Raw genomic sequence first — 7,570 nt, 5'->3', positions numbered from 1 at the left:
GCCGTCGGATGACGGCCGGGCCCCTTCGGCGTACGGATCGGACGTACGGCTGCGGATCAGGCGTGCGCGGAAGGCGTGGGGGCCAGGGGTGCCGGTCGGCCACGCGGGTCAGGGGTGCGGGTCAGGCGTGCGGGGTCCAGAAGTCGACGAGCCGGGCGGCGCCGTGCTCCAGGGACTTCCAGTCGCCGCTGAAGGTGAGGACGGCGAAGGCGGAGGTCGGGAAACCGCTGCGGTTCATTCGGGGGAGGACGTCGCCCTCGGACTCGCCGGCCAGGGCGTCGGCGAGCGCGTGCATGCCCGGGTTGTGGCCGATGACCAGGAGGTCGGAGACATCGTCCGAGGTCTCGTTGAGCAGGGCGATGAGCTCGCCGAGCGAGGCCTCGTACAGCCGGTCCTCGTACACGGTCCTGGGGCGCTCCGGCAGTGCGTGCACGGCCAGCTTCCAGGTCTCGCGCGTTCTGACCGCGGTCGAGCAGAGGGCCAGGTCGAAGGCGATGCCGGTCTCGGCGAGCCTTCGGCCCGCCAGGGGGGCGTCCGCGCGGCCTCGCTCGGCGAGGGGGCGCTCGTGGTCGGACTCCTGGTTCCAGTCCGCCTTCGCGTGTCGGAGCAGCACGATCCTGCGGGATGTATCGACGCTCATGGTTCTCAGCTTCGCATGAAACGGCTCACGTCGACTCAGAGAGAGAGCGTTTGCTGGATCTGCTCCAGGACCCCGCCGACCCCGGGCTCACCCGCGGTGGCGCGGGCGCCGCCGGGGCCGGCCATCAGCAGCAGCAGAGCGGTGAACGCGGCCACGGGCAGGACGAGCGCCCACCAGGGCAGCCGGGTGTCGACGCCGGTCGGCAGGGGCCGGGTGCTGGTGTGCGATCGGGCCGACATGGCCGCCTCCGGGGGGTGGGGAACCGTTTTCCGCTTGGTCTCCAACCTACGGAGCGGGCTCCCTCCGGCCCATCAGGTGATCCACCCAGTTCACCCTGACACTCACCCCCTAGGGGATGCGGGGGTTGTCCCCACCCCCCGCACTCACGGCGAGGCGAGGGTGGCGATGACGGCGATGACCACCGAGATGCCGAGCATCGCGCCGAGCACGAGGAGCAGCTTCTTCTGGCCGTTGGGGGGATGCGGTTCGAGGACTGGCATGACGACAGTCTCGCATCTCAGCACTCGTCCTCGACCGTCCGGTCCCGGCCCGCGAGGGTTCCGACGATCATCTGGGGCACCATGAGGCCGCCCATGAGCGCGATCGGCAGTCCCCAGCCGCCGCTGTGCTGGTACAGCACGCCGACGAGGAGGGGCCCGGGGATGGAGATGAGGTAGCCGACGCTCTGCGCGAAGGCGGAGAGCCGGACGACTCCGGCGCCGCTGCGCGAGCGCATGCCGATCATGGTGAGGGCGAGCGGGAAGGCGCAGTTGGAGACGCCGAGCAGCAGTGCCCAGGCCCAGGCTCCGGCGGCCGGGGCGAAGAAGAGGCCGGTGTACCCGGCGAGGCCGCAGAGGCCGAGGGCGACCACGATCGGGCCCTGGGTCTTCATCCGGGTGGCGAGCCGGGGGATGACGAAGGCGAGCGGAACGCCCATGACCATGGTGACGGCGAGGAGCACGCCCGCGGTGGTGGCGGGGACGCCGGCGTCGCGGAAGATCTGCGGCATCCAGCCCATGGTGATGTAGGCGCCGGTGGCCTGGAGGCCGAAGAAGCAGCCGAGGGCCCAGGCGGTGCGGCTGCGGGTGACGCGCGGCGGGGCGGCGGCGGTGGCCGCGTGCGTCGGTGTCGCCGGGGGCGCGCCCGGAGCGTCGCCAGGTGCCGGGTCCGTAGGTGCCGCTGTCTCCGGGGACGCGCTGGGGGCTACGGCCGTGGGCATGGCTGTCTCCGGGGCGGTGGCCGCGGGTGTCGCTGTCGCCGGGGACGCGCCCGGGGCGGTGGCCGCAGGCGTGGCTGTCGCCGGGGACGCGCCCGGGGCCGTGCCCCGCTCCGGGGACGCGGCCGTAGGCGTCGCTGTCGCCGGGGGCGCGCTCGTGGTGGCGCCCGGGGGCGCGGCCGGCCTTGCGGGCGCGTTCGGGGCGGTGCTCGACGTCGCGGTCGTGAGCTCCCCCGTACGGTCCGTGTCGGCGCGGTGGCGCAGGAGCGGGATCCAGGGCAGGACGGCGAGTGCGGCGACAGCCGCCCAGACGCCGAGTCCGATGCGCCAGTCGCCGCCGAGGGCCTCCGTCATCGGCACGGTCGCGGCCGCCGCGACGGAGGTGCCGAGCGCGAGCGCCATGGAGTAGAGGCCGGTCATGCCGCCGACGCGGTTGGGGAAGTACCGCTTGACGATGACGGGCATCAGGACGTTGCTGACGGCGATGCCCATCAGGGCGAGGGCGCTGGCGGCGAGGAATCCGGCCGTACCGCCTGCGAAGGGGCGCAGGACGAGGCCGGTGAAGATCGCGATCATGCCCGCGCAGACGACGGCGACGGGGCCGAAGCGGCGGGCGAGGCGCGGGGCCGTGATGCCGAAGACCGCGAAGCAGAGCGGGGGTACGGAGGTGAGGACGCCGGCGACGCTGCCGCTCATGTGGAGGCCCTCGCTGACCTCTTCGAGGAGGGCGCCGAGGCTGGTGATGGCGGGGCGCAGGTTCAGCGCGGCCAGGACGAGTCCGGCGGTGACGAGGCCGAGGGTCCAGCGGTGTGCGGGGGCGGCGGGGCCCGCCGGGCCGGACGCGGTGCGTACCGGCGGCCGACGACGGTCACCGGTCGGCCGCGCGGGTTCCCCCCTGCCGGGGCGGTGCCTGGTCGCATCCGGCGACGGCGCGGGGCCGGGTACGGGAGAATCGCCGGCGGTGGCGGTCGTCTGCGCCCGCGGCGCGGCGGTCGCGGTGGCGGCCGGGGCGGTGGTGGTTCCGGACGGTCGTGCGGTGGGGTCGGGGGTCGGCTCGTCACGCATGGGGCCATCATAGAATCATGGGATGATTGGTTGTCCAATCTCTAACGAATGGGAAGGTGCTCCATGACCCTCGGCCACCCGCGGCGCGCAGGCCTCTCCGATCAGGTGATCGCCGAGCTGCGGAACCAGATCACCTCGGGCGAGTGGCCGGTCGGTTCACGCATCCCGACGGAACCCGAGCTGGTCGAACAGCTGGGAGTGGCCCGCAACACCGTGCGCGAGGCGGTACGGGCGCTCGCCCACAACGGACTGCTCGACATCCGCCAGGGCTCCGGTACGTACGTCATCGCCACCAGCGAACTCGCCGGGGTCATGCACCGGCGCTTCGCCGGCTCCGACCCCCGGCACGTCGCAGAACTGCGCTCGACCCTGGAGTCCTCGGCGGCCCGGCTCGCGGCGCGGCGGCGCACCGAGCGGGACCTGAAGCAGCTCGACGCCCTGCTCCTCCGGCGCGAGGAGGCGTGGGATTCCGGCGACGCGGAGCGGTTCGTGACCGTCGACGCGGCCTTCCACCACGCGGTCGTGGCCGCCTCGGGGAACGAGGTGCTCACCGAGCTCTACGCGGACCTCGGCGACGTCCTGCGGGAGTGGCTGCGCGACGACGTGGGGCAGGAGCTGCGGCCCGAGAACCACATGGACCACGCGCGCCTGGTGGCGGCGATCCGGGACGGCGACGCGGAGCGCGCCGGGACGGAGGCGGCCGGCTACCCCTTCATGTGCCTGCGGAGCCCGGCGGCGGAGCCGGTCACGGGGTCCGGTCCGCCGGCTGGTGCGTGACCCAGGCGGACCGGACCTCCTTCCAGCAGCGTCCGGTGACCTGGGCGTGGGCGGCGGGCTCGACGTCCACGGGGGCGCTGTCGCCGTCGACGTCCCACCAGCGCTCGCACTCGACGTGGAGGCGGACCCGGTCGGTGCGCGGGTACGGGTTGCGGCAGTGGGCCGTGACGTGGGAGCCCTGGACGACGGTGCGGCAGGAGGCGCCGAAGTTCTCCGGCTCCCCGGTCGCGGGGGCGGTCACGGGGAGCTCCTCGGCCGGGGCGGGGGCTGCCCGTACCTCGGCGGCCACGGCTATCCCGGTCAGCAGGACGGCGACCGAGGCGAAGGCGCCGAACGCGTCGCGTATCGCGTGCATATCCGTACCTCCTCCCCGTCCGTCGAAGGAACCGCAGTCGCAGGAACTTCACGCTCTGCCCCAGTCTGGGGTGATTCGGGTGACTTTTCGACTCGGGCAGGAGTTGCGGAACGGCGAGGGCCGTGGTCCACCCCCCTGGGGCGGGCCACGGCCCTCTACGGCTACGGGAGTCGCTACGCGCCGATCGCGTGCAGACCGCCGTCGACGTGGATGATCTCGCCCGTCGTCTTCGGGAACCAGTCGGAGAGCAGCGCGACGATGCCGCGGCCGGCGGGCTCCGGGTCGGAGAGGGTCCACTCCAGCGGGGAGCGGCTGTCCCAGACGGAGGCCAGCTCGCTGAAGCCCGGGATGGACTTGGCGGCCATGGAGCCGAGCGGCCCCGCCGAGATCAGGTTGCAGCGGATGTTCTGCTTGCCCAGGTCACGCGCCATGTAGCGGCTGGTGGCCTCCAGGGCGGCCTTGGTCGGGCCCATCCAGTCGTACTGCGGCCAGGCGTACTGCGCGTCGAAGGTGAGGCCGACGACGGAGCCGCCCTGGTTCATCAGCGGCAGCAGCGCCATGGTCAGCGACTTCAGGGAGAAGGCGGAGACGTGCATGGCGGTCGCCACGGACTCGAACGGCGTGTTCAGGAAGTTGCCGCCGAGCGCGTCCTGCGGGGCGAAGCCGATCGAGTGCACGATGCCGTCGAGACGGTCGCCGAGGTGCTCGCGGACCTGTCCCTCCAGACGCGCGAGGTGCTCGTCGTTGGAGACGTCCAGCTCCAAAACCTTCACGTTCTCGGGCCGGGGGAGCTTCCTGGCGATGCGCTCGGTCAGCGTCGGCCGCGGCCAGGCGGTGAGAATGATCTCCGCACCCTGCTCCTGGGCCAGCTTCGCGGCGTGGAAGGCGATGGAGGACTCCATCAGCACACCCGTGATGAGGATGCGCTTGCCCTCGAGAATTCCGCTCATGTGATCAGTGACCCATGCCCAATCCGCCGTCAACGGGGATGACGGCTCCAGTGATGTACGAGGCGTCGTCCGAGGCGAGGAACCTCACCGTGGCGGCGATCTCCTCGGGCTGCGCGTAGCGGCCCAGGGGCACCTGGGACACGATGCCCGCGCGCTGCTCGTCGGTGAGCACCGCGGTCATGTCGGTGTCGACGAAACCGGGGGCGACGACGTTGAAGGTGATGTTGCGGGAGCCCAGCTCACGCGCGAGAGAACGGGCGAAGCCGACGAGGCCGGCCTTGGAGGCGGCGTAGTTGGCCTGACCCGCGGAACCCAGCAGACCGACGACCGAGGAGATCAGGACGACGCGGCCCTTCTTGGCGCGCAGCATCGCACGGTTGGCACGCTTGACGACCCGGAAGGTGCCGGTGAGATTGGTGTCGACGACGGACGTGAAGTCGTCCTCGGACATGCGCAGCAGGAGCTGGTCCTTCGTCACGCCGGCGTTGGCCACGAGGACCTCCACCGGACCGTGCTTCTCCTCGATCTCCTTGTACGCCTGCTCCACCTGCTCGCCGTCGGTGATGTCGCACCGGACGGCCAGGAAACCCTCGGGCGGCTCGCCGGAGCGGTACGTGATCGCGACCTTGTCGCCGGCCTCGGCGAACGCGCGGGCGATGGCGAGGCCGATGCCCCGGTTTCCTCCGGTGACGAGAACCGAGCGGCTCAACGGATCACCCTTTCGATAGCGGTCTGGTAGCCGAAAACCTATCGGTATCGCTCCCGACATGAGGAATCGACCTCCGACAGTGGCGTAGGGGTGTCACTGTCGGATCCCTACAGCTCGGAGGCGGTACGAGGCGGCCGCCCTCCGGCCCTGGAAGAGTCGCACCCCGTCCCTGAACTGGCCCTCCGTCGTCCTACGGCGCCCGGAGGTCCGCCTGGGAGAGTTCGGCGCACAGCTCGTCCAGTGTCCGGTCGTACAGCACGGACCGGTGCGCCAGCACGTTCCTCGCGGTCACGAGGAGCCGCAGGAGCCGCGCGTCGCCCGGGGGCAGGGCGAGCGCTCCGCTGACGTGCGCCCGGAGCAGCTCGCCCACCTGCAGCTCCAGGAAGGCCCGCTCCGGGACGGCGGCCAGGTGGGCGGGGGGACGGTCGGCGTAGTCCGCGACGAGCGCGGCGACCGGCCTGTTGAGGTGGCCGAGCGCCCGTACGGCGAGGCGCTGCCGGGCCTCCTCGATCCACGGCGAGAGGACCCGCTGCTGCGCCTGCGACACCAGGGCGTCAAGCCTGGCCCGAACGTCGGCGTCGCCGGGCCCGGCCGTCGGGGCCGCCGGGTGCCAGACGGCCACGTGCGCGCGGAGCCGGCCCTCCCAGGACACGACGGCGCCCGAGGCCCACGCCTGACGGAGCTCAGCGCCCGGACGCAGCAGTGCTCCGATTCGCCGCAGCGGCGGGCAGTCGGCCGGGCCGGGGACGGGCGTCCGTGCGAGGGAGCTCCCGAGGGCGGCGCCGAGGGTGTGCTGCGAGCCGTCCCACTCCCGGGCGAGCAGCCGGGCGAGGTCCAGGTCGGGGCCGCAGATCTCGACCACGGTCTCGGTCCGCACCGCGCGGCGGATCCGCTCCCTCAGCGGGTCGCGGTCACGGCCGGAGGTGTCGGGCCCGTGGTCGAGGATCGGCGCGATCGCGGTGGCCGTGTCGAGCCGGCCGAGCGCGCCCCACCACCAGTGCACGGCCGTGTCGCCGACGCCGTTGCGGAGTTCGTCCGGGAGCGATTCCGGCAGGTCGCGGAGGCGGGCGACGACGAGGAGGCGGGGGCGCTCGCCCGGGGGGAGCCCGGCCGCCCTGACGGCGGCGGCGAGGAGGCGGAACAGACGCTCGACGCCGGTGCCGGGCGGGGCGGAGTCGGTGCCGGTGCGGGCGCCTGTGCCGGGTGGGGAGGTGCGCGTGCCGAACGGGCGGGCGTCGGTGCCGGTGCCGCTCGCTCCGTGGCCGCCTCCCGCACGCGCGCCCGTGCCCGTACCGCCGTCGTTCTCCGCCCACGCGCGGATGCCGACGACGGGGCGGCGGTCACGGTCGGGGGCGACCAGGGCCGCGACCGCCTCTTCCGGGCCGACCGAGAGTTCCTTGCCGAGGCGGGCGAGGAGTCCGTGCGGGTCGTGCCGGGGGGCGGACCGCTCCTGCCGGGGCGCCGGTACGCGGGGGCGGCGGCCTTCCAGAGACCAGCCGAGGTCGAGGTCGAAGCCGTCGTCGGGGACGTCGAGATAGGGCAGCTCGTCGCTGTCCGCCCACCAGTCCCCCTCCCCCGCCCTGTCCTCCGCGAGCGACTCCGGCCCCGCCCCCGGCTCCGCTTCGCGCGCGCGTGCGGACGCCGGGGCCGGCACGTCCACGCGTACCGGGCTGCCGAACAGCGCCCCCCGGTACAGGTCGTCCGCGAGCCCCGACTCCACCATCGCGTCGGTGACGAGCCAGAGGCAGTTGAGACCGGCCGCGAGGTCGGCCGCGACCCCGCGCAACTGCCCCCGCACACCCGGGAGATCGTTGGCACTCACGGCACGCGCGGCCGTACGCCCCTCCGCCTGCGTCAC

General features: G+C 73.3%; 9 protein-coding genes. 1 reads left to right on the top strand and 8 read right to left on the bottom strand.

Annotated features, from left to right (window positions below):
- Positions 1-121: 121 nt before the first annotated feature.
- The 4 genes from ACFWV2_RS27200 to ACFWV2_RS27185 all read right to left on the bottom strand — a co-directional run bounded on the left by ACFWV2_RS27200 (position 122) and on the right by ACFWV2_RS27185 (position 2,921).
- Positions 122-640 carry a SixA phosphatase family protein gene (locus ACFWV2_RS27200; protein ID WP_384408704.1) on the bottom strand — a complete coding sequence of 173 codons (519 nt, stop codon included), beginning with the start codon at positions 638-640 and terminating at the stop codon, positions 122-124.
- Between the two features lie 35 nt (positions 641-675).
- A complete protein-coding gene (locus ACFWV2_RS27195; protein WP_384408702.1) occupies positions 676-879 on the bottom strand; it encodes a hypothetical protein in 204 nt (67 codons plus the stop codon).
- 144 nt (positions 880-1,023) lie between these two features.
- A complete protein-coding gene (locus ACFWV2_RS27190) occupies positions 1,024-1,140 on the bottom strand; it encodes an SGM_5486 family transporter-associated protein (RefSeq protein ID WP_384408700.1) in 117 nt (38 codons plus the stop codon).
- A 17-nt stretch (positions 1,141-1,157) separates the two neighbouring features.
- Positions 1,158-2,921: a CynX/NimT family MFS transporter gene (locus tag ACFWV2_RS27185; RefSeq protein ID WP_384408698.1), complete on the bottom strand. Its 1,764-nt coding sequence runs from the start codon at positions 2,919-2,921 to the stop codon at positions 1,158-1,160.
- 63 nt (positions 2,922-2,984) lie between these two features.
- Here ACFWV2_RS27185 and ACFWV2_RS27180 point away from each other — a divergent pair, with 63 nt between their 5' ends.
- Complete coding sequence (locus tag ACFWV2_RS27180) at positions 2,985-3,698, top strand: FadR/GntR family transcriptional regulator (protein ID WP_384408696.1); 714 nt, start codon at positions 2,985-2,987, stop codon at positions 3,696-3,698.
- Here the strand turns inward: ACFWV2_RS27180 and ACFWV2_RS27175 are convergent.
- The 4 genes from ACFWV2_RS27175 to ACFWV2_RS27160 form a co-directional block, all read right to left on the bottom strand.
- Positions 3,667-4,053: a hypothetical protein gene (locus tag ACFWV2_RS27175; protein ID WP_384408694.1), complete on the bottom strand. Its 387-nt coding sequence runs from the start codon at positions 4,051-4,053 to the stop codon at positions 3,667-3,669. The genes ACFWV2_RS27180 and ACFWV2_RS27175 overlap by 32 nt on opposite strands.
- 173 nt (positions 4,054-4,226) lie before the next feature.
- A complete protein-coding gene (gene fabI / locus ACFWV2_RS27170; protein WP_384408692.1) occupies positions 4,227-5,003 on the bottom strand; it encodes an enoyl-ACP reductase FabI in 777 nt (258 codons plus the stop codon).
- Between the two features lie 4 nt (positions 5,004-5,007).
- A complete protein-coding gene (gene fabG, locus ACFWV2_RS27165) occupies positions 5,008-5,712 on the bottom strand; it encodes a 3-oxoacyl-[acyl-carrier-protein] reductase (protein ID WP_360782501.1) in 705 nt (234 codons plus the stop codon).
- Positions 5,713-5,902: 190 nt separating this feature from the next.
- Entirely contained in the window at positions 5,903-7,570 is a 1,668-nt protein-coding gene (locus ACFWV2_RS27160; RefSeq protein WP_384408689.1) for a hypothetical protein, read from the bottom strand.

The organism is Streptomyces sp. NPDC058671 (genome assembly GCF_042716475.1).
Taxonomy (GTDB): Bacteria; Actinomycetota; Actinomycetes; order Streptomycetales; family Streptomycetaceae; genus Streptomyces.
The sequence above is the reverse complement of the archived record's forward strand: the minus strand, read 5'-3'. Positions and strand labels throughout refer to the sequence as shown.

Coding starts and splice junctions, on each gene's coding strand:
- ACFWV2_RS27200 (WP_384408704.1), bottom strand. CDS start 640: ATGAGCGTCGATACATCCCGCAGGATCGTGCTGCTCCGACACGCGAAG.
- ACFWV2_RS27195 (WP_384408702.1), bottom strand. CDS start 879: ATGTCGGCCCGATCGCACACCAGCACCCGGCCCCTGCCGACCGGCGTC.
- ACFWV2_RS27190 (WP_384408700.1), bottom strand. CDS start 1,140: ATGCCAGTCCTCGAACCGCATCCCCCCAACGGCCAGAAGAAGCTGCTC.
- ACFWV2_RS27185 (WP_384408698.1), bottom strand. CDS start 2,921: ATGCGTGACGAGCCGACCCCCGACCCCACCGCACGACCGTCCGGAACC.
- ACFWV2_RS27180 (WP_384408696.1), top strand. CDS start 2,985: ATGACCCTCGGCCACCCGCGGCGCGCAGGCCTCTCCGATCAGGTGATC.
- ACFWV2_RS27175 (WP_384408694.1), bottom strand. CDS start 4,053: ATGCACGCGATACGCGACGCGTTCGGCGCCTTCGCCTCGGTCGCCGTC.
- fabI (WP_384408692.1), bottom strand. CDS start 5,003: ATGAGCGGAATTCTCGAGGGCAAGCGCATCCTCATCACGGGTGTGCTG.